Consider the following 19,381-nt stretch of genomic DNA (forward strand, 5'->3'; position numbering starts at 1 on the left):
CTACCCGCCCATGAATGGGTGGGTTTGTGGATCTCTTCCCCCGCTGGCTGCGAGGTCAGGCCACGTGTGGGCGGCTGACTGCGCCCCAGCTCTCGGCACCGCGGTGGGCGATGTTGAGGGCCGCGTTGTGGTCGGCGTGGGCAACGACCCCGCGCGACCGGCAGGTGAAGGTTTCCTGGTTCGGCCGGTTGCGTTTGTCGCGGTGACCGCACCGGTGACAGGTTTGCGAGGTGTAGCGGGGGTCCACTTGGACCAGCGGTACACCGGCCCGGCGGGCCTTGTACGCCACGTACGTGCCGAGTTGGTGGAACGACCATGAGGAGAGGGTGACCCGTTGGGGCTTTCTCAGCCGGACCCGGTCACGGATCCCCGTCAACTGTTCAACGGCGATACCGCGGCCGGTGCGTGCAGCCTCGGTCACGATGGTCTTGGCGATGATGTGATTCTGGTTCGCGGCGTGCCGCGCCTCCTTGCGACGGCGCCGGTGCAGCAGCCGTTTCGCGGACTGGCTGTTCTTGGCCTGCAACCGCTGCCGTAGCCGGGCCTGGCGGCGGCGATAGCCGTTGAGTTCGGCCCCGGCGTGCCGGGTGCCGTCGGAGTCGTAGGCGATGTTGACGATGCCCATATCAACACCGAGGAACCCGGCCGGCTCGATCAGCTCCGGTTCGGGCACCTCGATGGTGGCGTACAGGAACCACATGCCGTCACGGTGCAGCAGATCGCATTCACCGACCGGCCGGGTCGCGACCGCTGTGAGCTGATCCGCCGAGCCGGTGAACGCCACGTTCTTGAGCCGCCCGGTTGTGGTCCAGATCGACACGGTCCGGGCGTCGTGCTGCCAGGACAGCATCCGCGCGTCGTACGGCTGTGCCGCATCCCAGCGAAACACGACCGGGCCGGCCTCGACTCTGCGGCGGCGCCTGCTGCCGGGTCTGCCGTAACGGCCGGCTTTCAGGTTGGCCTGCAACGTCGTGTACGCGTCGCAGACCTTCTTGATCACATGCTGCGCGGCCTGCGCACCCAACCCGCAATCCGCTTTGACCGCCTGGTAGGAGTGTTTCCGCAGGTCATAGTTGCGGTAACAGCCGACGGTACGGGCGGTGGCGGCAACCTGGGACGCGGCGGTGTTGCAGGCCCGCAAAGTGGCCTCCAGCGCCGACGCCTGTACAGGCGTCGGCAGGAGCTTCACCTGCACCACCAGCTTCACGTCGATCAGTTTAGATACGACTATGTCACCCGAACAGACACTTTATCCCCGACGTTCGGGTACACAACGTCAGACCATCCACAACTGCATCAAGCCCGCCGCGAGCACCCGCGAGCACCCGTGGCACCTCACCGACCATGCGGCGGCCAACCCCTCAGCGTCGTCCGCGCGCACAGCGAAACCAGAACCGTCCAGGTGGGTGACGGCGTTCCTCCCGGCCGTGAACGACTCCGTTGGGCAACTCGCAAACCGGACGCCGATTCCAGGCCCACCAAGGCTCTGGCCTCGGTCGAGCATCGACGTTCATGCGCCCCGTCGCGACGGTTTGGTCATTTACCAACGGAGTCGTGAACGGCCGGGGTTCCCGCCTTATGGACTGCTGAACTCCGCGTCCCCCGGAAGAAGCCCGGGAAGGCATGGGACAGTGATGAGGCACTACGGCGCGTGCTGCGCCAGACGGCCGCGTCCGGGCGCTGGGCTTGTTCCTGGCGGATCCCCTCGACGTGCCGACCGAGGCGGTGGACTACGTCGCGGGGCAGGTCGGCGTGGCGGATCCGTCGGTGGGAGTTGTTCCACTTCCTTGGAACCGGAACGTTCCAACCTTCGGAAGTGGAACGGATGCGTCGCCAGGGAACGGGGTCAGAAGGGCGCGATCAGTTCGACGGCTCGGCGGGCAGCTTCCTGGGCGCCTTCACCCGGGAACCCTTCGTTGCTGCAAAGTATGTGCAGCAACGTGCCAGCACGATCATTCGATGGCTGGCTGCGTGCGTCCGCTCACCGACGGTCAATCTTTGCGCAATGATGTGGCACTCAAGATCAAACCGATTAGCATGCGTCCCCGTGACCACACCGGAAGACATCCTCGCCACCACCGCCTGGGGGGATCTGGAAGACGCCTACGGTTCCGCGGAGGACCTGCCCGGCCTGTTGCAGCCGCTCCTCAACGGGGAGACGGCCGACTTCGCCGCGGCCATGCACACCCTGACCTGGAACCTGACCCACCAGGGCAACCTCTACTCGGCCACCCTGCCGGCTGCGCGATACGTCGTCGCCGTCCTGACCGATCCGCGCACCAAGGCGGGCAAGGCGGCCATGCTGAGCTGGCTGAACGTGCTCGTCGGCAGCGCCATCGAGTTCGAGGAGTTCGACAACGAGCCGGACGCCGACGCCGTCCGCGAGGCGATCCCGTCCTTCTATCCGGCGGTCGCCGCCAACTTCGAACACACCAACCCGGTGGTACGGGTGGCCGCCCGCCGCGCCGCCCTCACCATGCTCGACCGCTCCGGCCTGGAGCACGAGCGCGCCGCGGCGGCCCCGCACCTGCTCGCCGAGCCCGAACTGCTGACCGACTCCGAACAGGGCGTGGTCCGCGCCGCCGTCGCCGGCTGGGAGGCCTGAGCCAGGGCCGCGCGGTGGGCGTCCCGCACCTCAGCCCCTGATGGCGGGGTCCTGGCAGAGCGAGGCCAGATCGCCGTCGCGGAGGAGGTCCCGCATCGCCGCCCGGCGCACCTTGCCGCTGGTGGTCCGGAGCACCGTGCCGGGCCGGAGAAGCGTCACCATGCCGACACCGACCCCGAACTCCCGGCGGTGCGGCGGAAGTCGGCGGCCAGGATCCGCAGCCCTTCCTCGGGCATGATGGCGGCGGCGCAGGATCCCGAGCCGGTGGTGAGCGAGCCGGTCCGGCAGGCGCGGGCCCGGCTGGCCGACTGCGACACGAAACTCGCCCAGTACCGGGCGGCCCTGGACTCGGGGGCGGCCCCTGTGGTGGTCACCGGCTGGATCAGCGAGGTCCAGAACCAGCGCAGGCGGGCCTCCGAGGTGCTGAACGCGCCCCGACCTCAGCGGACCGCGAGGATGAGCCCGGACCAGATCGCCGACATGGTCGGGCAACTCGGTGACATCGTCACCGTGCTGGACGAGGCGGATCCCGAAGATCTGGCCGAGATCTACCGGCAACTCGGGCTCCGGCCGACGTATCATCCGGAAATGCAGAAAGTCCGCGTCCGGGCACAGCCTGTAGCGGACTCTCATGGGAAACCGTTGGTGTCCGAGGCCCAACACTCAGCTTGAGCACACGGTTATTGCTTCGAAGTCGCTGGCTCGGAGGTAGCCGGTCGGTCCTCAGCCTCAGCGTCGCTGGGCCAAGCCAGCTCGGCGTTGGCGTTGCCGCTACCCGCCCCGATCACCGACCCGGGCCGGCTGACCCGACTCGGCATCCGTCGTCGTGATCGCCTCGGTGGCGTCCTCCACGAGTACGAACACGCCGCCTAACCTGCCCGGATGACATTCTCGGCAGTTACGACGTCGTCGTCGGCGGTGCAGGGATCGGGTCTTTTCCAGGCCGCCCGAAACATCTGCCCACCTTCGACACTACGGCTCGGCCGCGTCGTTCATCGCGCGCTGCTCGAGCAGAGCGTCGAGCAGATCAAGATCGTCGGGGGCCAGCCAGGTCTCCTCCAACGCGGCACCACCGGCCCGCCGGATCGCCGCCGTCAGCGGCCCGGCCCACAGATGCTCGATCAGGGCGACTGCCGCAGCGGAGCCGACCGGTACCGCCTCAGCCAGGGACCACACCGGCCTCCCGGCAGGATCGGCACCCAGCGACGGTTCCGCCGAGGAGGCCCCACCGGTAGGCGCTTCGGCATCGCTGTCCGGGTGGGCGAACAACGCGACAGCGATCCCGCCGAGCCCGGCATCGGCACCGTCCGGTGCGGCCAGCGTTTCAAGGGTGCCGTCCGCCGCCCGCGAGACGAGCAACAGGTCGACCAGCCGCACAATCCCGGCATTCCGCAGCCGGGTGAACTCCGAGAGCACCTCGCCGGACAACGCCGGCCGGTCGAAGCCCACGACGAGAACCTGCACTGGTCCCCTCATTGCTGCATCCGCGTACGCAGCGTGCGGTACTCCTCGGCGGTGATCACGCCGGAGTCGAGCAGGTGCTGCAGCGCATCCAACGGTTCCGCGGCCTGCCCCGCAGCAGGCGGCCGGGCATCCGGCGGCCGGGCAGCAGGCGGCGGCGTCGGGTGGGACGCGGCGTAGGCCTGCGCAGGCGTGAACCGGCCACCGTAGTAGGGCACGTTGCCGGTCATCCCGGCACGCAACAACTGCCTGGGCACCAACAGCATCGGCCCTCCTCATCGACGAATCTCCAGCTGACCGGCCCCGGGCGGCAGCGCGTCCGCCCGGACCGCGGATGCCGGACGGTCATCCATGATCGCCACGCCGACCGCCCACCATGCTGGCCCCCGCCGGACCTGGGCACATCCTTCGTGCAGGATGGTTCCCGCCGACACCCGCCCAGCCCGGAAACACCCTCGACATGGCCCGGCGGCGCCGTCCCTCATTTCAACCTGGCTGGACGTCTCGCCGGGTGAACCGGGCGAGACCGGCCCAGGTGAGCATCGCCGCGGTGGCCATCATGATGATCAGCGGTGTCCACGTCATCTGCTCGGCGGGCAGGATCGGTGTGGCCGAGAACGGCAGCACGTCGAGCACCCAGCCCGGCAGGTGGAGTGTGTCACCGATCAGCCATGACGATGCAGAGGGCCGCGACGACGCCCCAGGTCACCGGGATCGCCACGCGTGGCAGATAGCCGAACAGCAGCACGGCGAGCCCGGTGAGCACCATGACGGCCGGCCAATAGACCAGAGCCGTCCCGGCGATCCGCAGGCCCTGCGAGGCGTCACCGATCGTGGCCCCGTACCCGACGCCGAGCAACCCGCCGCCCAGAGCGAGCAGTGCCGCAGCGCCGACCGTCGGGATCAGCAGGCGTTCGAGCACCCACCGGGTCCGCGACAGCGCGCCTGCCAGTTGCGGCTTGAGGATCCCGCTCGCCTCGTCCGCCCGCAGCTGCGTGGCGGACTGGATGGCGCTACTGCGCCCTGATCACCGGGCCTGTCCGCATCGTCTGCCTTGAGCCGCGAGAACCGAACTTCCAGACGAGACCAGCTATCCGGATCTCCGAGGAAGGCGCCTCTTCTGCCGCAGACAATGCGCGCGTGGTCTCGTCTCTGCCCGTGCCCGGCGCGTCTGCCGGAAACTGGCTGTAGTCGCCGTTGATGACGCAGCGGCTGCTCCGTGGAGGCACTGCGCTGGAGCCAGAGGTTGAACGGCAGGCTCACCGTTGTTCGTCAGGGCTTCAGGCGCGGCTCCGGTGATGCCTCAGCCGATCATCCGGCCGAGGCGGGCAGGTCGCGGGCGTTGAACCTGCCTCCCGCGTACGCCTGCAGCACGGCAGCCACTTGGGCGGGTGCCTCGCGAAGCTCGTCGATTTGGATCACCAGGCAGCCGGGGCGGTCGTCGCCCTTGCGGCGGTAGCCGAACTTGAAGCCGAGCTCGGCGCCCGGCACGGGCCAGATGATTAGGTGCGGGGCCGACGAAGGGTCGACGAAATGGACCCGTTCAATGCTGACCTCGGCCAGCGCAGCCCACGGAACGTCCGCGTTGAGGCCGTCGCAGCGGATGGAGAGGCCGGCTTCGCCCACAGCCAGCCGGAACGGGTGGCGGATGATCTGGTAGATCCGGGCGATGCCGAGGAAAGCGAGGATCGCACCCATCGCGTAGGCGATCCATGGCCCGAGGGTGAACTCGTAGCCGATGAGATTCAGCAGCGCAGGTAAGGCGAACAGCGCGACGCCGAGCAGGACGAGCAGAAGCGCCGTACGGAGCATTTTGCCGGTGTTGCGATGAAATTCCACAAGGATTCCAAGGGCTCGGGAGAAGCGGTGCTGGGACGGTAGCAGCATCGATGACCAGTGACAAGGTGTCAGGGGACCCTTGGCAGGGTCGTTGCGTAGTCGGGTAGCGGGGATCTGACCAGGGGATTTGATGGGTGACCGGCCTCTATGGAGGCGAAAGAAGCGGGTGAGGCTGTATCGGTGATCATGGACTTGCGACGCCTGGACCCCAAGTTCGGCGCGGCTGATGGTCATGCCGTCACGGTGAGGGTGACCAGGCCACCAATCAGGACATTCAGCACGCCACCAAGGTCGCAGACGTCCGCCAGGGTGGGCTCGCGCATGGCTGAGCCAACGGCACCGCTGGAGATGGAAGGACGTCCGCCGCCAGTTCACCATGCCGAACGTCCGGTGGAAGCCAGTGACGGCCGACGGGATCGAGTTGTTCAACCTGGCCAAGGTGCCGATCACGCGGTACCAGTACCGGGGCGACAAGATCCCGAGCCTCTGGGCTGCCTGACACCGACGGCAGACGCAGTGGAGAGCCCGTCACCGGGAGACTGGTACGGCGGGTTCGGCGAGCGGCATGGGAAACGGGCCTGAAGCAACTCCGGCACCGCGTCCCATGCCGACTTGGCTCGCCTTGGGGCTTCACCCGCTTCAACCGCCTCCACGGAGGCCACTCACCCCACGAAATACCTGGTCAGCAAGTCATGCCTCGAGAACGCAACAGCCCTGCGCACCACCATGATTGTCGAAGTCAATTTTCGACTCCTCTGCACGGATTTTCGAAGTCCTGTGCACTTGTGCTTGGCGGAGTTGGGCGGGGTCTCAGGGTCGGATCGTGAGACCCCGTTCCTGGGGCTAGCAGCCGATCGTCAGGTAGTCGCGCACCCAGTCGATGAGGGCGCGGGTGGTACCGGCGAGTAAACCGGTGATCATTGCGAGAGCGATTCGGGTGCGGTGCTCGTTGATATGGTCTCGGCGATGCTGTGGTCGGGCCATCGAATGCTCCATCGGTGTCCGGAAGGTTGACGGCGAGGCTTGGTGCCGGCTTGCGTTTAGGGTCAAGCCGCCTGGCTGGTGCCAACCTCGGTGCCGATGAGTGACGACGAATGCGTTCACGGGATGGGTGGGCCATGATGGACAGCCGATGACTACCGACGAGTCCCGACGGGGGATGCGGCCCAGCAGCCGGCCGGTGGAGCGGGCCGAGTTGCCCGCTGGGCCGTTGCGAGATCTGCGTGATGCTGTCTTTCTGTTGTACGGACAGGCAGGTTGTCCTCAGTTGGACGATCTGGCCACGACCGTCTCGGATGAGGACAGCCTTCCGGGCTCGCCGAAGAAGGACGTGATCGGCAGGATCGTCAGCGGGGCCGGGTTGGCATCGCAGCAGGACACCGTAAGCGTGGCGGTCGCGTTGGCTCGTGCCGCCGACCGCGACGACGTCGCAGCAGTCGCGGAAGGCATCCGGCGGTTGTGGCAGACGGCGTGGATGGCACCCGCACCCCCGCAGCCGGTGAGGCTAGGACGGCCGGTTGGCGACTGTGACCCGCTGGTGCTGGAGGTGCATCGCTCGATCGAGGTTTCCGGCCACGGTGGCGTGTTGCCGGTGCTGCCGGCGTATGTCCGACGGGGTCATGACGAGCATCTGCGTCGGATCGCCGAAAAGGTGATCGGCGGCGGGGTGTCCGGGCTGGTGACGCTGGTGGGCGGGTCGTCAACAGGTAAGACCCGGGCTTGTTGGGAGCTGGTGCAGTGCCTTGAGCAGCGGCAGCCGGGCCGGTGGTGGTTGTGGCATCCGTATGATCCGAGCCGCCCGGACGCGGTGTTGGCGGATCTCGCTCGGGTCGGCCCGTACACGATCGTGTGGTTGAACGAGGCCCAGCTCTACCTCCAGCCGTCGGATGCCCGGCTGGGTGAGCGGATTGCGTCGGGGTTTCGCACCCTACTTCAGGATCATGAGCGGCAGCCGGTATTGATTCTGGCCACCGTGTGGCCGCGGTACTGGGACGAGTTGACTACTCGACCCACCCCTGGGGACCCAGATCGGTACGCGCAGGCCCGGGATTTGATGGCCGGCAGCAGGGTAAGCGTGGCCGACGAGTTCACCCCGGCCGAATTGGCCGGGTTAGGGGGTGCCGGGGTGGATCCCCGGGTACGGCAGGCCGCAGCCCACACGGAAGGTGGCCGGATCACCCAGTACCTGGCCGGCGCACCCGTTCTGGAGGATCGCTACCGGACCGCCCCGCCTGCTGCTTGCGCGATCATCCAGGTCGCCATGGATGCGCGCCGGCTCGGTCACCCATCCACGTTGCCGCACACGCTGCTGGAACAGGCAGTCCCCGGCTACCTTGACGACCACGACTGGGATGCGCTTGGTGAGGACTGGCTGGAACAAGCCCTGGTCTACACCGGCCGGCCGTGCAACGGCACCCGCGGGCCGCTGACCCGCATACGGCCCCGCCCCGGCCAGCCGACCGCCGACAGTGGGCCCTCCTACCGGCTTGCCGACTACCTGGAGCAGATCGGCCGCACCGAACGCGCGGCCGTGTTCCCGCCCGACAGCCTGTGGACTGCGTTAACCACGGGCGTTACGGACCCTGCCCTGCTGCGCGACCTCGGCGAGGCGGCTGAGAGGCGGAGCCGTTATCAGCACGCGATCCGGCTGTACACCCGATCCGCTGACCACGGCGACCCCGGTGCGCTGCGGAGTCTGGCCCGGTTGCGGAAGCGGGCCGGGGACTTGGCCGGTGCCGAAGCCCTTTACCGGCAGGCCGCCGATCGCGGCGACCCCGACGCGCTGCGGGTTTTGGCCGGGCTGCGGGAGCGGGCCGGGGACTTGGCCGGTGCCGAAGCCCTTTACCGGCAGGCCGCCGATCGCGGCCGCCCCGACGCGCTGCGGGTTTTGGCCCAGATGAGGGAGCGGGCCGGGGATCCGACCGGCGCTGAGGCCCTGGCGGTGCAGGCCGCTGACCGCGGCGACCCCGACGCGCTGCGGGTTTTGGCCCAGATGAGGGAGCGGGCCGGGGACCCAACCGGCGCCGAGGCCCTGTGCCAGGCGGCTGCCGACCGTGGTGACGCCTGGGCGCTGTGGGCTCTGATCTGGTCGCGCGAAGCCGCCGGAGACACTGCTGGCGCTGAGGCCCTGGCGGTGCAGGCCGCCGACCGTGGCAACACCTGGGCGCTGACGGTCTTGGCCCAGTTGCGGGAGTTGACCGGGGACCTGACCGGCACCCAAACCCTGTACCAGAAGGCTGCGGACTGCGGCGACATCGAGGCTCTGACGATCCTGGCCCAGGAGGTGATCCGGGACACCGGCGCCGAGGCCTTGGCAATGCCAGCCGCCGACCGCGGCAACACCTGGGTGCTGACGGTCTTGGCCCAGATCCGGGAGCTGACCGGGGATCTGACCAGCGCTCTAGCGCTGTACCAGACGGCTGCCGACTGCGGCGACCGCGATGCGCAGATTGTCCTGGCCCGGGAGAAGACCTGGACGCGGGCACTCCGTACCTGGTCCCGAGACACCGCCGCCGAGGCCCTGGCTACACAGGCCACCGACCGCGGCAACACCTGGGCGTTGGTGCTCCTGGAGTTGTCGCGGGGGACCTGGGACACAGGCGCTGAGGCCCTGGCGGTGCAGGCCACCGACCGCGGCGATCCCGACGCGCTGCGGCTCCTGGCTCAGATGCGAGAGCGGGCCGGTGACCCGACCGGCGCTGAGGCCCTGGCGGTGCAGGCCACCGACCGCGGCGATCCCGACGCGCTGCGGCTCCTGGCTCAGATGCGAGAGCGGGCCGGTGACCCGACCGGCGCTGAGGCCCTGGCAGTGCAGGCCGCTGACCGCGGCAACACCTGGGTGATGCAGAGCCTGGCCCGGTTACGGGAAGAGGCCGGGGACCTGGCCGGCGCCGAGGCCTTGGCAATGCGGATTGCCGACCGCGGCGACCCCGACGCGCTGCGGGTCTTGGCCAGGCTGCGGGAGAAGGCAGCGGACCTGGCGGGCGCCGAGGCCCTGTACCGGCAAGCCGCCGACTACGGCGACCCTGACGCGCTGCGGGCGCTGGCCCAGATGAGGGAGCGGGGCGGGGACACGACCGGCGCCGAGGCCCTGTACCGGCAGGCCGCCGACTACGACAGCGGCTGGGTACTGACGGATTTGGCCTGGTCGCAGGAGGAGGCCGGGAACACCGCGGGCGCTGATCGGATTTTGAGGTTTGGTCTGACTGGTTCTGGTGAGATTGCGACCGGGCTGGACTTCGGCTCGTAGACCTCCGGACTTGTGCGCTGGGGTACGCCACTGCCACGCCGTGCCTGGAACCGAGGGACAAGTTGGACACCGGCGTAGTCTCGGCCACAGTGGCGTACGAACCGGAGGGCGTCCTCGATTGGCATGCGATCGATTGGCGTGCCCGCGAGGATCAGGTACGGCGTACGCGTCAGCGGATCCTCACGACGTCACGGGCGCAGGACACATGCGGGTCCGGAATGCACAGGTCGATGCTCCAGTTCCGGTCGAACACGCTGCTGGCGGTGCGGCGGGTCACGGGGGCCGACGCGGGGCGTTTGGCGGCGGGCGTGGACGGCAGGATCGTTCCCGATGACCAGGACAAAGCCGTGCTGGCGCGCGGTTGAGCCTAATTGGAGGAGAATGAGATGTCTGTTCCAGGGGCGCCGGATCAGGCTGGCGGTGGTGAGCCTGCGCGGTCGGTGCTATGGGTTGAGGTCTATCTCGACCAGGTCGACATGGCGGTGGGGCAGGCGTGGCACGGCCTCGCCGCGGAGGCGTTGACGCCGATGCTGCAACCGGCCGGTGCTCCCGCGTTCAGACGTCGTTACAGCGGTTTCCGCGACCCCGACGGTGACGGTTCGATGCACTCGGTTCGGGCCCGATCCTGGGCCGGGGTCCTGCTTCCGACCATGTCGCAGGCTCACGGTAGTTGGGGATACGGCGACGACCCGTCGCACGGCCCGCTCGACCTGGTCCAGCTCGGCGCCTTCCGGGAGAGTTCGGCCGCGCCATTCATGCACCTGGAGATCCGGGCCGGCCTGGCCGACCCGGCCGCGATGCCCGAACTGGCCGACGCTCTGATCGGCGTGGTCCGGCAGATCGGGGAGCGTGCCGACGTGGCGTACGGGGAGATGTGTTCCCATCCGCTGCGCAGGCCGTGGACCACCCTCGACCGGGCGTTGCGCCGCCGGGACCGGGAGTCGTTGCCGCAGAGCCGGCAGGTTCTGCGCGGCTACGAGTGGGTCACGATGTGCCCGGCCGAGCTGGCGAAGTCGCTCGGCGAGGCCAAGGGTCTGCGGGACACCGGGGCCTTCGCCGAGGTCGTCGAGCTGGCGACGGGCGGTCTGCTGCTGCGGGCCACCCGGAGCCCGCTGGAGTACGACGACGCCGCGGTCCAGCGGGTCTTCGAGGCGGTGCGCCCGGTGCTGCCGCCGGGCCGGCCCCGGCATCTGGAGGTCGAGACGCTGCGGCACGTGGTGATGGCGGACGCGTCCGCCTGATGGGTGCTTCGAGCTGGTGGTACGTGACACCGTTCCACCCGGATCTCAACGTGGTGCTGCGGGACCTGCACGAGCGGGTGCTGGCGGATCATAGGTACTGCCTGGGTCGCTACTCGAGCGGGCCTGCGTGCGCACCGAGCTGACCCGGATCGCGCGGCTGCCGAGCAGCACGGTTATCCCGCACGCTCAACGGCTTCCCGACGACGAGTGGGTTCAGCTGGTGCTCGGGCAGCTCACCGGCGTCAAGTCCGCGCTCGATCTACTCGTCCGCGGCGCATGACGACCATTGAGGGTGCGGACTGGGCCACCTACGAAAGCGGCTGCGTGCGCGAGGAGACGCTGCGGATCACCCGGCTGCTGGACACCGTGCTCATCCCGCACCTGAAGGGCCATCCCGACGACGGGTGGAAGCTCCTCGAACCGCTGCTGCCGCCGCCGGCCAGCACCACACCAACGGGTAGGCATCCTGAGGCGTACCCGCGCCGCGAGATCGTGGACGGTATTCGCTACCTGGTCGACAACGGCTGCAAGTGGCGAGCCCTGCCCTCGGACGTTCCGCCTTTCAAGACCGTTTACGGGTTCTTCGCCCGCTGGGCCAAAGCGGGCGTGCTCGAGCACGTCCGTGACCAGCTGCGGCGCCGCATCCGCGTGGACGCCGGCCGGTACCCCCGCCCGGTCACCGCCATCATGGACTCCCCAAGCGTGAAAGCCGCCGAGACCGTCAGCCGGGACACCCGAGGATTCGACGGCGCGACGCTGATCAACGGCCGGAAGCGGACCTGATCGTCGACACGAAGGGCCTGTTGATGACGGTGAAGGTGACCCCGGCGGACGTCACCGACTGCGATGCCGCCCGCGACATGCTGCCTGAGCTGCGCAAGCACAACCCGGACCTGTCGTGGCGCCAGGAACGCTGTCTGACCTGCTTCCGTCAGTTTCTCGGGCGGTAGGGCGCCTAACGCGAGTGACTGGCGGGCTAATTCGTTGATGTTCGGTGTCTCCAGGACCCGGCGAGGCGGCGAGAAAATCTAGGTCTGAATCACTAGACATTCCCGCCGGACCTGCTAGTGTTTCTCCCGTTGACAGCAGAGATCAGCTAAGACGCAGACGAAGCACGCCGAGCGTTAAGCAGGGCCCGGACCCTGTGCCGTGGCTCGCTCGGCACCGCAGCGGGAAGTAAGCATCTCCGCACGCGGTAAGGCAAGGCACATGGAAGTGGAACGTAAGACCCTGACGTAGTTCCAGGTCAGGGCAAGGCGGGCCGATGCTGGTTTCGGGGCTCGCCTGGCAGGACAGTTCGTCGCACGTGCACGGGGCCATGAAGTCGCGTGGGGCTCCGACACCGGCGGACGGCACAACAAGTAGCACAGCAATCGGAAGCAGAGGAAAGGGAGGGCACGAACACCGTTGGATCGCCCGTCGCTGGAACGCATTCGACTCCGGCGCGGACACCGCAGTTTCCATCGAACGAGAGGTGGTCTCCGGTCACGCTTATGCGGTCCTCGCACCCCTACCGCCGACGGCGGCCAGGTGCGGATACGACAACCCGACGAACCAGTCGGTAGATGGTGTTTTGACCCCGTAACCCTGGGCCCCGGCGCTTTCTGCGCCGGGGCCCTCGTCATGGAGAGGAACCTGTATGGCCCAACGCGACGACATGTTCGGCGACGATGACTACCCCGCCTACACGATGGGCCGCGCCGCGGAGATCACCGGCGCCTCGCAGGACTTCCTGCGACGCCTCGACGAGGCGAAACTGATCACCCCGACCCGCTCGGCAGGCGGGCACCGCCGCTACTCCCGCCACCAGCTGCGCCTGGCCGCCCGGGCCCGGGAGATGGCCGAGCAGGGCACCGCCCTGGAAGCCGCCTGCCGGATCATCATCCTCGAAGACCAACTCGAAGAAGCCCTCCAGCACAACCAGGACCTCCAGCGCGAACGGCCAGCGGACTCCGTCTGACTCACCGCCCGCACGCGATCCTTCTCCGCCACGAGAGGGACGTGAAGGTCGGCTCGGTCAGTCGGGCGCTCGGCGCTGATGCTCGCGCCCGCGCTGGGTGACGCGGCGGATCTGGTCGGCGTCATCGGTGACGCTGGCGACCCGCCCGGCGAGCGGGGCGTGCCGACTTTGCAGGTATGCGTGGGTATCACTGAGCAGCGGGAGCAGGGCGGCCGGATCACTGTCACCGAGGGCGTGGTGCAGCCGGTCGAGGCTGGCCTGAGCGTCGGGGCCGAGGTCGGTCAGGGCGGTGATCTGACCGGCGAGTTGCCGCAGGCCGGCGCCGTTGGTGCGGGCCCAGCCGGTGACCGCTCGAGCACCCGCGCGGCGGTCTCGTTCGGCGGCCACACGCTGGTCGGCGGTGGCGGTGGCGTCGTCCTGTTCGCTGCGGCGGATCCGCAGGTAGCGGCGTTCCGCCGCCTGGCGGCTGGTGACCCCCATCGCGGGGGCGAGTTCGGCCCAGGCGGCCCCGGCGGCACGGGCGGTGGCGATCAGCTGCGGCTCGCAGATGTCGAGGCGGTCACGCAGGTGGCGGAGCGCGATCAATGCGCTCAAGGCCGCCTGGCCGGACGTGGCGGTGGGCTCGGGACCAGTGGGTGCGGTCGGTCTGCTGCTGGTCGCGGCCAGGATCAGCGCGAGCGCGGCCTGCGCCTCGCGATGCTCGGGAACATCCATGCCCTACTCCGTCGTCTTTTGAGTGACGTTTCGCTTGTCGTCTTTCCGATGACATGCTACAACGGTGGGTAAGCGCATTGGCACCCAGTTGTTGAACAGATTTCGGAGGTGGAACCGATGTTGGTGCGCACTGACCCGTTCCGGGAACTCGACCGGCTCACCCGGCAGATGTTCGGTGACCCCCAGCCCGGTACCTGGTCTCGGCCGGTCGCGATGCCGCTGGACGCGTACCGCACAGGCGACGAGTTCATCGTGGCGTTCGACCTGCCCGGCGTGACCCCGGACAGCATCGATGTCGACGTCGAGCGCAACGTGCTGACGGTCAAGGCCGAACGCCGGCCGCTGGACCTCGGCGACAACGCGCAGATGCAGACGTCGGAACGGCCGCTGGGCGTGTTCTCCCGCCAGCTGATCCTGTCCGACATGCTCGACAGCGAGCGCATCCAGGCCGGCTACGACAACGGTGTGCTCGTCCTGCGGATCCCGGTGCTGGAGAAGGCCAAGCCCCGCAAGGTCAACGTCGCGGTCAACACCAGCGAACCGGCCGCGATCAACGCCTGACCCCAACCGTCCACCCGCCCCGGGCGGCGGGAAGCAGTCGTGCGGAGCCCGTCATGAACTGCGAGATCACCGGCACCCCAGTGCCAGCAGCCGCAGCCGTGCAGGACGCGTTCATCGACCTGGTCTGTCAAGACGACGACCTGCTCCGCGCCGAGTTCGACGCACTGGTCGCCGCGTCCTGGCACACCCCGCCAGGCCCTCCTCCGCCGGCGCCGCCACGGCGGCCCCCGCCCGGGGCAGCCCACTCAGCCACACCCGCCATCCACACCGGACGGCCATACACGGGCGGAACTCCCACACGGCGCCAGGACCGGCGGCAACGTGCCCCTCCGTGACACCGATGCGCCGCCACCATCCCCGACCATCAGGGAACAGTGAAGGGACGGTGACCACAGGAGGACGAAACAACCGAAACGAACCACGGCACCAGGACCCCGGCCATTCGTCGGGGTCCTGGTCCATGACCGATCCGAGTACATGAGCGGGCTGCACACTGCCGTGGGTGCAGCCCATCGCTTGCAGGTGAACCTCACCCCTGACCACGATGCGCAACCTCTGTCAACGACTGCTGCCGGAGCGTATGACCACGCCCCGGCATGGCGTCCGAGCTGCTATTTTAGGCCGGCCGGGCAGGGTGCCGTCGACAGCGATCGGATCCCTGGAAAGGGTGTCCGGACCGGGCAGTGGCCGTGGATGTCGTGGTCCGTAGTCGACGAGATAGACGACCATTTCCTGAGCGTCGACCAGCGGCGCGAACCGCGTCGCCGCGGCCGCGATGTCTTCGGGCCCGCCATGGTGCGACACCGTCAAAAGTTGATCGAGCAACTGCAGAAGATCGGCCACCAACACCTCCGCCTCACGTCGTGATCAGCGGCCGCGAGCACATGTCGATCAAGCATATGGTCCGGGACGCGCAACGCGCCGAACCGCGTACGTCGATGGGTGGTGTGCCGCCGCCCCGGTGATCATGGGCGCTGCGGGACCGGCAACGGCACCGGCCATATGATTGCCGCACTCGTCGGCCAGAACGCGTGGCCGGTATCGACGCGGCCAGCAGGGCTCCGATCCTGCTGCCCGCCGTCGACGGACTGCAGACGCCACGACCCTTGCCGGCAGATACTCCGCCGCGGTCTTCCTGTACGCCCCATGCTTCGGCCGGACCGGGTTCCTGGCACGGGAACTGGTCGACGAGGTCGCGTACACGATCGCCACGGTGTGACGCGCGAGCGGCGTCCGAGCTGTGTTCGCCTTTCGCATCCGCCGCCCGCCCCTTGCGTTGGCCGGAACCTGCTGGTCACACGTTCGCTACGCAGGCAGCCGGGTAACTGACAGTCATGGCGAAGGTGACTCGTACGATGTGCGCCGCGGCCGAGCAGGTGTACGCGATCCTGGCCGACGGCTGGACCTACAGCGACTGGGTCGTCGGCACGGCCCATATCCGTGACGTTGACGCGTCGTGGCCACAGCCGGGCTCGCGATTGCATCATAAGGTTGGTCCGTGGCCGCTCTCGATCAATGACACGTCGACCGTGACTGCCCTGACCCCGGGACGGGGACTCGCGCTGCGCGCCGGGATCTGGCCGCTCGGTGAGGCCGCTGTTCGTATCACGCTCGAGCCGACAAGCGCGGGCGAGACTCGGGTGACCATGTTCGAGGACTTTCAGGCGGGTCCGCTGCACTGGCTCAAGAACAAGATCAACGACATGGTTCTGCACAGGCGCAACGTCGAAGCCCTGCGCCGGTTGGCCGAACTCGCCGAGCACTCCCGGCATACGATCCGCTCCCGGCGCTGACCCGTCTCAGCGACAGGAGCGGTTGTCCGCCCGAGAAGGCCCTGGCAGCGGCCCGGGGGCTCATGCCGAGTGTGACCGGAACGTTCCGCGGTAGGCCTGCGGGGTGGTGCTCAGTCTCTGGGCGAAGTGATGCCGCAGGGTGGCCGCGCTGCTGAAGCCGGTCCGCTCGGCGATCGCGTCCATGCCGAGGTCGGAGTCCTCGAGCAGCTGGCGGGCGAGCAGCAGCCGCTGGTTGGTGAGCCAGTCGTGCGGGGTGGCGCCGGTCTCGTTGCGGAACTTGCGGGCGAACGTGCGCGGCGCCATGTGGGCGAACTCGGCCATCGTGTCGACGGTGTGCGGCTGGTCCAGCGTGCCGAGTACCTGGGTGAGCACCGGTTGCAGCGTCTCGCAGTCAACTACCCGCCCATGAATGGGCGAGCTTGTGGATCTCTGCTCCCGCTGGCTGCGAGGTCAGGCCACGTACGGGCGGCTGACTGCGCCCCAGACGTCGACACCACGCGCGGCGATGTTGACGGCAGCATTGACGTCCGCGTGGGCAACGACTCCACACGACCGGCAGATGAACGTGGCCTGGTCGGGCCGGTTCCTCTTGTCCCGGTGACCGCATGCCGAGCACGTCTGCGACGTGTACCGGGGATCGACCTGGACCAGAGGGATACCGGCCCGGCGGGCCTTGTAGGTCAAGAAGCCGCCGAGTTGGGCGAAGCTCCAAGAATGCAGTGCGGCCCGTTGGGGCTTGCGGAGCCGGACCCTGGCGCGGATCCCCGTCAGGTCTTCGACGGCGATACCACGCGAGGTGCGTTCAGCCTCGGCCACAATGCTTTTCGAGATCACATGGTTGACGTTCGTAGCGTGCCGTGACTCCCGGCGGGCGCGTTTGACCAGCAGCCGGCGGGCGGATTCGGTCTTCTTGGCCTGCAACTTGGCGCGCAACCGGATCTGGCGGCGCCGGTACCGGTTCAGCTGTTCGCCCGCGTAGACGGTGCCGTCGGAGTCGGTGGCGATCTGCACGATGCCCAAATCCACACCGAGGAAACCAGCCGGTTCGACCGGGGTGGCCTCGGCGATCTCGACGGTCGCGTAGAGCAACCACATGCCGTCGCGGTGCACCAGATCGCATTCACCGACCGGCAACTCGGCGACGGCTTTGAGCTGGTCGGGAGAGCCGGTGTAGGCGATGTTCTTCATCCGGCCGGCCACGGTCCAGATCGACACCGTACGGGCGTCGTGCTGCCACGACAGCATCCGCGCGTCGTACGGCTGGGCGGCCTGCCACCGGAACCGGACCGGCTCGGTGGACACCCGCCGGTACCGCTTCGCATCCGGCGGGCCGTAGTTGCCGGCCCGCAGATTCGACGTGAGGGTCTTGTACGCGTCACAAACCTTCTTGATCACATGCTGGGCGGCCTGGGACCCGAGCCGATGATCGGCTTTGATGCCCGCGTACACATGCTTGCGCAGGTCGTAGTTGCGGTAGACCCGCGCCCGGCGGGCCACCTGAGCAACCTCGTTCGCGGCCGTGTTGCAAGCACGCAGGGTCGCCTCCAACATCGACGCCTGTTCGGCCGTCGGCTGAAGCTTCACCTGCACCACCAGCTTCACCCCACCAGCCTACATACGGTCCAGGTCACCACAATGGACCTACGGACCGGACAGGCCCAGAGGCCGCAACGTCGTCCACAACCTGCATCCGCATTTGGTCCTCACCACCAAGTACCGGCGTGGGGCACTCACCGACCCGATCCCCACCCGCTACGAAGAGACCATGCGGAACGTGTGCGCCAACCTCGGCGCCGAGTTACGCGAGTTCAACGGCGACGACGACCACGTCCACCTGCTCGTGCACCACCACCGACTGTCGCGTTGTCGAAGCTGGGCAACAGCCCCAACGGCGTCTCGTCACGCTGCCTGCGACAAGAACACGGCACCCATCTACGCCGCTACCTCCGCGGCGGCCACCTGTGGTCCCCGTCCTACCTCGCCGGATCCTGCGGCAGCGCACCGCTGACGGCCGTCACGGAATACATCGAAGGACAACAACGTCCCGCCAGGTGACGGCTTTCCTCCCGGCCCTGAAGGGCCGGGGTTCCAGCCTTACTCACTGCTGAATGAGCGCCTCTGCGATCACGCTGTGCCGGCCGGCCTCCGTGACGTTGTCGACGAACGACTTGTCGACTTTGAGGATGTCGACCGGCACCGTCTGCAACAGGCCGAGTGACGAGTGCCCGGTGCCGAAATCGTCCAGCGCGATCCGTACGCCGAGCTTCCGCAGTTCGTGCAGCGTTGTCACAGCCTGGCCGCCCTCGAAGACGGCGGTCTCGGTGACCTCGACGGCGAGGCGCTGCGGGGGAAGTCCCGTCTCGGCCAGGATGCCCGCGACCGTCGTGGCGAATCCGGGCCGGGCGAGTTGACGGGCGGAGACGTTGACGCTGACCTTGTCGGGGCGCGCTGCCGCCGAGTTCGGCCCGCCACCGTGCCATCTGCCGGCAGGCCGTTCGCAGGATCCACGTACCGAGTTCGATGATGAGGCCGTTCTGCTCGGCCACCGGCACGAACTGCGCGGGACTGACCGTGCCCCGCTGTGGGTGTTCCCAGCGCACCAGCGCCTCGACAGCGGCGACACGGCCCTCCGGGAAGGCTACGATCGGCTGGTAGACGACCCGGAACTGGCCGGTGTCCAGCCCGATGCGCATCTCGGCGCGAGCTGGAAGATCGCGGAGATCATCCACGAGGCCGACATCGGCGACGAGAAGTTCGACGTTCCGGAAGCACCCGGTCTCGACGTGATCCTCCGCGGGCTGTCGATGATCGGCGACGACGAACAGACCCTCCAGCTCACCGGTCCGATGTTCGACGGCCTCTACGAGTGCCAGCGGCGCTCGCTGCTGCTCAACCGCCCGCCCGCCTGACGAGCGCCCGACCGACCCGATCCCGCATCAGAGCAGTGCGTCAGGCCGC

Annotated in this window: 25 protein-coding genes and 2 pseudogenes; 13 read left to right on the forward strand and 14 right to left on the reverse strand. The window is 68.3% G+C overall.

Features of this window, described 5'->3' with window-relative positions:
* Positions 1–55 precede the first annotated feature (55 nt).
* On the reverse strand, positions 56–1,207 hold the full coding sequence (locus tag BJ964_RS32610; protein ID WP_223149650.1) for an RNA-guided endonuclease InsQ/TnpB family protein: 1,152 nt from the start codon (positions 1,205–1,207) through the stop codon (positions 56–58).
* An 840-nt stretch (positions 1,208–2,047) separates the two neighbouring features.
* Between BJ964_RS32610 and BJ964_RS32615 the strand changes: the two genes are divergently transcribed.
* A complete protein-coding gene (locus BJ964_RS32615; protein WP_188124251.1) occupies positions 2,048–2,605 on the forward strand; it encodes a hypothetical protein in 558 nt (185 codons plus the stop codon).
* A 30-nt stretch (positions 2,606–2,635) separates the two neighbouring features.
* On the opposite strand, the gene BJ964_RS48425 is transcribed toward BJ964_RS32615, so the two are convergent.
* Both BJ964_RS48425 and BJ964_RS32620 read right to left on the reverse strand, forming a co-directional pair.
* Positions 2,636–2,767 carry a hypothetical protein gene (locus BJ964_RS48425; protein ID WP_262479388.1) on the reverse strand — a complete coding sequence of 44 codons (132 nt, stop codon included), beginning with the start codon at positions 2,765–2,767 and terminating at the stop codon, positions 2,636–2,638.
* Positions 2,761–2,979: a hypothetical protein gene (locus tag BJ964_RS32620; RefSeq protein WP_188127583.1), complete on the reverse strand. Its 219-nt coding sequence runs from the start codon at positions 2,977–2,979 to the stop codon at positions 2,761–2,763. The genes BJ964_RS48425 and BJ964_RS32620 overlap by 7 nt, the downstream gene beginning before the upstream one ends.
* On the opposite strand from BJ964_RS32620, the gene BJ964_RS32625 reads away from it, so the two are divergent.
* Positions 2,969–3,277, forward strand: a complete 309-nt coding sequence (locus BJ964_RS32625) for a hypothetical protein (RefSeq protein WP_188127584.1) — start codon at positions 2,969–2,971, stop codon at positions 3,275–3,277. The genes BJ964_RS32620 and BJ964_RS32625 overlap by 11 nt on opposite strands.
* A gap of 300 nt (positions 3,278–3,577) precedes the next feature.
* Here BJ964_RS32625 and BJ964_RS32630 read toward each other — a convergent pair whose 3' ends face one another.
* The 6 genes from BJ964_RS32630 to BJ964_RS32655 form a co-directional block, all read right to left on the reverse strand.
* Positions 3,578–4,069 (reverse strand): hypothetical protein, encoded by a 492-nt coding sequence (locus BJ964_RS32630; protein ID WP_229807406.1) that lies wholly within the window; start codon positions 4,067–4,069, stop codon positions 3,578–3,580.
* A gap of 8 nt (positions 4,070–4,077) precedes the next feature.
* The gene (locus BJ964_RS32635) at positions 4,078–4,332 is read right to left on the reverse strand and encodes an SHOCT domain-containing protein (RefSeq protein WP_188124253.1); all 255 of its coding nucleotides are present in this window, start codon (positions 4,330–4,332) and stop codon (positions 4,078–4,080) included.
* 220 nt (positions 4,333–4,552) lie between these two features.
* Positions 4,553–4,693, reverse strand: a complete 141-nt coding sequence (locus tag BJ964_RS32640) for a hypothetical protein (RefSeq protein WP_188124254.1) — start codon at positions 4,691–4,693, stop codon at positions 4,553–4,555.
* Between the two features lie 31 nt (positions 4,694–4,724).
* Positions 4,725–4,988, reverse strand: coding sequence for a hypothetical protein (locus BJ964_RS32645; protein ID WP_188124255.1), 264 nt, complete (start codon positions 4,986–4,988; stop codon positions 4,725–4,727).
* Between the two features lie 389 nt (positions 4,989–5,377).
* Positions 5,378–6,139, reverse strand: a complete 762-nt coding sequence (locus tag BJ964_RS32650; RefSeq protein ID WP_188124256.1) for a hypothetical protein — start codon at positions 6,137–6,139, stop codon at positions 5,378–5,380.
* A gap of 609 nt (positions 6,140–6,748) precedes the next feature.
* On the reverse strand, positions 6,749–6,889 hold the full coding sequence (locus BJ964_RS32655) for a hypothetical protein (protein ID WP_188124257.1): 141 nt from the start codon (positions 6,887–6,889) through the stop codon (positions 6,749–6,751).
* A 283-nt stretch (positions 6,890–7,172) separates the two neighbouring features.
* On the opposite strand from BJ964_RS32655, the gene BJ964_RS32660 reads away from it, so the two are divergent.
* The 7 genes from BJ964_RS32660 to BJ964_RS32690 all read left to right on the forward strand — a co-directional run bounded on the left by BJ964_RS32660 (position 7,173) and on the right by BJ964_RS32690 (position 13,355).
* Entirely contained in the window at positions 7,173–10,154 is a 2,982-nt protein-coding gene (locus tag BJ964_RS32660; RefSeq protein WP_188124258.1) for a tetratricopeptide repeat protein, read from the forward strand.
* A gap of 89 nt (positions 10,155–10,243) precedes the next feature.
* Positions 10,244–10,519, forward strand: coding sequence for a reverse transcriptase N-terminal domain-containing protein (locus BJ964_RS32665; RefSeq protein ID WP_188124259.1), 276 nt, complete (start codon positions 10,244–10,246; stop codon positions 10,517–10,519).
* Between the two features lie 75 nt (positions 10,520–10,594).
* Complete coding sequence (locus BJ964_RS32670) at positions 10,595–11,395, forward strand: hypothetical protein (protein ID WP_188124260.1); 801 nt, start codon at positions 10,595–10,597, stop codon at positions 11,393–11,395.
* 127 nt (positions 11,396–11,522) lie between these two features.
* A complete protein-coding gene (locus BJ964_RS32675) occupies positions 11,523–11,675 on the forward strand; it encodes a hypothetical protein (RefSeq protein ID WP_188124261.1) in 153 nt (50 codons plus the stop codon).
* Positions 11,672–12,178, forward strand: coding sequence for a transposase (locus BJ964_RS32680; RefSeq protein ID WP_188124262.1), 507 nt, complete (start codon positions 11,672–11,674; stop codon positions 12,176–12,178). Before BJ964_RS32675 ends, BJ964_RS32680 begins: the two co-directional genes overlap by 4 nt.
* 23 nt (positions 12,179–12,201) lie before the next feature.
* Positions 12,202–12,345: a hypothetical protein gene (locus BJ964_RS49585; protein ID WP_188124263.1), complete on the forward strand. Its 144-nt coding sequence runs from the start codon at positions 12,202–12,204 to the stop codon at positions 12,343–12,345.
* A 689-nt stretch (positions 12,346–13,034) separates the two neighbouring features.
* Positions 13,035–13,355 carry a helix-turn-helix domain-containing protein gene (locus BJ964_RS32690; RefSeq protein ID WP_188124264.1) on the forward strand — a complete coding sequence of 107 codons (321 nt, stop codon included), beginning with the start codon at positions 13,035–13,037 and terminating at the stop codon, positions 13,353–13,355.
* 57 nt (positions 13,356–13,412) lie between these two features.
* On the opposite strand, the gene BJ964_RS32695 is transcribed toward BJ964_RS32690, so the two are convergent.
* The gene (locus BJ964_RS32695) at positions 13,413–14,069 is read right to left on the reverse strand and encodes a type III effector protein (protein WP_203832948.1); all 657 of its coding nucleotides are present in this window, start codon (positions 14,067–14,069) and stop codon (positions 13,413–13,415) included.
* 117 nt (positions 14,070–14,186) lie between these two features.
* Here BJ964_RS32695 and BJ964_RS32700 point away from each other — a divergent pair, with 117 nt between their 5' ends.
* Entirely contained in the window at positions 14,187–14,630 is a 444-nt protein-coding gene (locus BJ964_RS32700) for an Hsp20/alpha crystallin family protein (protein ID WP_188124265.1), read from the forward strand.
* Between the two features lie 558 nt (positions 14,631–15,188).
* Here the strand turns inward: BJ964_RS32700 and BJ964_RS32705 are convergent.
* Positions 15,189–15,473 carry a hypothetical protein gene (locus BJ964_RS32705; RefSeq protein ID WP_188124266.1) on the reverse strand — a complete coding sequence of 95 codons (285 nt, stop codon included), beginning with the start codon at positions 15,471–15,473 and terminating at the stop codon, positions 15,189–15,191.
* Positions 15,474–15,964: 491 nt separating this feature from the next.
* Here BJ964_RS32705 and BJ964_RS32710 point away from each other — a divergent pair, with 491 nt between their 5' ends.
* Entirely contained in the window at positions 15,965–16,423 is a 459-nt protein-coding gene (locus BJ964_RS32710) for an SRPBCC family protein (protein ID WP_188124267.1), read from the forward strand.
* A gap of 60 nt (positions 16,424–16,483) precedes the next feature.
* Here BJ964_RS32710 and BJ964_RS32715 read toward each other — a convergent pair whose 3' ends face one another.
* Both BJ964_RS32715 and BJ964_RS32720 read right to left on the reverse strand, forming a co-directional pair.
* Complete coding sequence (locus BJ964_RS32715; RefSeq protein WP_407650819.1) at positions 16,484–16,795, reverse strand: helix-turn-helix domain-containing protein; 312 nt, start codon at positions 16,793–16,795, stop codon at positions 16,484–16,486.
* A gap of 78 nt (positions 16,796–16,873) precedes the next feature.
* Positions 16,874–18,025: an RNA-guided endonuclease InsQ/TnpB family protein gene (locus tag BJ964_RS32720; protein WP_188124268.1), complete on the reverse strand. Its 1,152-nt coding sequence runs from the start codon at positions 18,023–18,025 to the stop codon at positions 16,874–16,876.
* 13 nt (positions 18,026–18,038) lie between these two features.
* Between BJ964_RS32720 and tnpA the strand changes: the two are divergent.
* Positions 18,039–18,478: pseudogene (gene tnpA / locus BJ964_RS32725) on the forward strand (IS200/IS605 family transposase).
* Between the two features lie 49 nt (positions 18,479–18,527).
* On the opposite strand, the pseudogene BJ964_RS32730 reads toward tnpA, so the two are convergent.
* Positions 18,528–19,122 (reverse strand): annotated as a pseudogene (locus tag BJ964_RS32730) (EAL domain-containing protein); the annotation flags it as partial.
* On the opposite strand from BJ964_RS32730, the gene BJ964_RS32735 reads away from it, so the two are divergent.
* Positions 19,009–19,332 carry a chromate resistance protein ChrB domain-containing protein gene (locus tag BJ964_RS32735; protein WP_229807407.1) on the forward strand — a complete coding sequence of 108 codons (324 nt, stop codon included), beginning with the start codon at positions 19,009–19,011 and terminating at the stop codon, positions 19,330–19,332. The pseudogene BJ964_RS32730 and the gene BJ964_RS32735 overlap by 114 nt on opposite strands.
* Positions 19,333–19,381 lie beyond the last annotated feature (49 nt).

Source organism: Actinoplanes lobatus (assembly GCF_014205215.1).
In the GTDB taxonomy this organism is placed as follows: Bacteria; Actinomycetota; Actinomycetes; order Mycobacteriales; family Micromonosporaceae; genus Actinoplanes; species Actinoplanes lobatus.

Excerpts from the sequence above, each read along its gene's own strand:
- BJ964_RS32650 (WP_188124256.1), bottom strand. The coding sequence starts at position 6,139 with ATGACCATCAGCCGCGCCGAACTTGGGGTCCAGGCGTCGCAAGTCCAT.
- BJ964_RS32710 (WP_188124267.1), top strand. The coding sequence starts at position 15,965 with ATGGCGAAGGTGACTCGTACGATGTGCGCCGCGGCCGAGCAGGTGTAC.
- BJ964_RS32680 (WP_188124262.1), top strand. The coding sequence starts at position 11,672 with ATGACGACCATTGAGGGTGCGGACTGGGCCACCTACGAAAGCGGCTGC.
- BJ964_RS49585 (WP_188124263.1), top strand. The coding sequence starts at position 12,202 with ATGACGGTGAAGGTGACCCCGGCGGACGTCACCGACTGCGATGCCGCC.
- BJ964_RS32700 (WP_188124265.1), top strand. The coding sequence starts at position 14,187 with ATGTTGGTGCGCACTGACCCGTTCCGGGAACTCGACCGGCTCACCCGG.
- BJ964_RS32655 (WP_188124257.1), bottom strand. The coding sequence starts at position 6,889 with ATGGCCCGACCACAGCATCGCCGAGACCATATCAACGAGCACCGCACC.
- BJ964_RS48425 (WP_262479388.1), bottom strand. The coding sequence starts at position 2,767 with ATGGTGACGCTTCTCCGGCCCGGCACGGTGCTCCGGACCACCAGCGGC.
- BJ964_RS32635 (WP_188124253.1), bottom strand. The coding sequence starts at position 4,332 with ATGCTGTTGGTGCCCAGGCAGTTGTTGCGTGCCGGGATGACCGGCAAC.
- BJ964_RS32695 (WP_203832948.1), bottom strand. The coding sequence starts at position 14,069 with ATGGATGTTCCCGAGCATCGCGAGGCGCAGGCCGCGCTCGCGCTGATC.
- BJ964_RS32690 (WP_188124264.1), top strand. The coding sequence starts at position 13,035 with ATGGCCCAACGCGACGACATGTTCGGCGACGATGACTACCCCGCCTAC.